Below are 1,981 nucleotides of genomic sequence, written 5' to 3'. Positions count from 1 at the left end.
AATAGTTTATCTTGTTCCTCTTGAGTTAGGCTAACAGTATATTTAGCTGACATAACTTTTAAAAGTGTTTTCATACCATTATTTCACCTACAGAGCAACCTGTCAAAATAACTTTGGTGGACTAGTACTAATATTCAAACTGCTCACAACGTATATATTGATGGGGAATTCTTGGGAATCCTGTTCAAAGTCAGGAATCCAGAATGCTTTTGGGACAACGACCTCAAGACCTACTACTGGCGGTGTGGGGATGGTATCCAGTATTGGAGCGTAAAAGAGGCGATTGAGGCATTATCCAGGGTGACGGCTTTGGTGAAGAGTGAAGCGCCAACAGTTAGTCGAGAGTTGGTAGTGGCGTAGTTCTGATAAAGAAGGCGATTGTTAACAGGAGCAACCAATCGCCTTTAACCTAAATCGTGGACAACCAAATATGACACAAGCTACAACAATTACAACTGTTCAAGAAACGGGGTTTGAAAAATTAAAAGACAAAACTCTTTTGCTCCAAGCGACCCCAATGCAGAAATCATAGAACTGACTGGTTACAAACTGATGTACTGCAACAGAGCTTTTTATTCAGCTAAATAGGTGAAATTATGAAACTCAGCTACGACCAAGAAACAGGCGTTTTTATCGTTTCTGAGCTAGGACGCATTCTAGATTCGGATTTAGATTTAAACACGCTGGGAGTGCGGTATGGTTTTGTCGCAGAATCGGCAGATGGCGAGATAACGGAAGAAGAAACTGTCGATACTACACAAATGTGACGTTGAAGTTACAAACAGGAATTTCACCCATGACAAATACTACTGCGAAAACCGCTGTTGAGATAATTGCAGACTTAGAACAATTCACAGGCTCGGAAGTTGTTTACAGGCACTCTTTAGGTATGCTCCGCTACACAGAGGGAGTCAAGTATTTAGCTCAAACAACCCAGTGCTACTGGCTGCTGGATGCGATTGGCTCCTATCAACACCAGCTTCAGTCTAATCCTCGGCTGCGAGAATTTCAGGTGTGGCGGTTGGTGGTAGAGAACCAGTCAGGTACTCTAATATGTGAAGAAGACACAGATATTGAGGTACTACGCCAGTCAATCCCATACACTGACTTTCCACTACCGGAAATCACGCTGTATCTGGCACAGAAGGTGTTGATGCTGCCCTTGGAGTATTGAGAACACAGTAAAGACAGAGGTGATCGCATAGATTCAAATCTAATTGCGATCACCAAATAACCTTTCCAATGGGTATGATAGCAACTTAAGTTCTTGAATAATATCAAACGAATATCTCAAAAGATACTGATACGCATCATGTATGCAACGGCATTTCACGCATTCAACTATTCACCCGAAATCAAATGAAATGATTTACAAAGCGGTTTATTCCACTTCAAAAACAAAAACCTCGTCATCAAAGTGAGACGAGGTTAATAACCAAAACAGTCCTTGCAAGGTTACTATACTGCATATAACAGCATATTTGACGTATACCAGACAGAAAAATGGTAGTTTAACCTGTTACAAAGTTACAAATTATACTTCAAAGCTTGGCAAACAAATTTAACAACTGCTCAAATATTTCTTGGGACAAAGCCAGTTTGCGAGGCAGATTATTCTAACGGCAAATAAAAACCTCATCTCCAAAGGAGGATGAGGCGTGGTGAAAATTTGACTTTGTACTGCAATTGTAAAGCAACTAGTATGTTAATAAATGCTCCTTTGGATAGTAGAGCCAGTAGTAAAAGCTCTAAACAGTAAAAAACAATACACAAGACCGGGTACATCTAAAAACAATAACTCTAATAAGGCTGCGCCAAGCGTCGATGAAAATGCATTCGTACTAAACAAATGAACCCTCAAGAAACATCGGAATTACTTGCTGCTTTAATGCGCCAAGAAGAACTCCTTAAGCAGCTGGTCGCTTCAATCAATAAACCGAAACTGGGACTCCACAATGATGCTGGTAATTGCAGGATCTAT

At 40.5% G+C, this 1,981-nt stretch carries 3 protein-coding genes; all 3 read left to right on the top strand.

The window, feature by feature from the left end; translation table 11 throughout:
• Positions 1-171: 171 nt before the first annotated feature.
• Positions 172-360: a hypothetical protein gene (locus tag FNW02_RS37975; protein WP_191762605.1), complete on the top strand. Its 189-nt coding sequence runs from the start codon at positions 172-174 to the stop codon at positions 358-360.
• 236 nt (positions 361-596) lie between these two features.
• Positions 597-767, top strand: a complete 171-nt coding sequence (locus FNW02_RS37970) for a hypothetical protein (protein ID WP_191762604.1) — start codon at positions 597-599, stop codon at positions 765-767.
• 29 nt (positions 768-796) lie between these two features.
• Complete coding sequence (locus tag FNW02_RS37965) at positions 797-1,174, top strand: DUF6876 family protein (RefSeq protein WP_191762603.1); 378 nt, start codon at positions 797-799, stop codon at positions 1,172-1,174.
• Positions 1,175-1,981: the final 807 nt, after the last annotated feature.

This window comes from Komarekiella delphini-convector SJRDD-AB1 (assembly GCF_014831675.1).
In the GTDB taxonomy this organism is placed as follows: domain Bacteria; phylum Cyanobacteriota; class Cyanobacteriia; order Cyanobacteriales; family Nostocaceae; genus Komarekiella.
The sequence above is the reverse complement of the archived record's forward strand: the minus strand, read 5'-3'. Positions and strand labels throughout refer to the sequence as shown.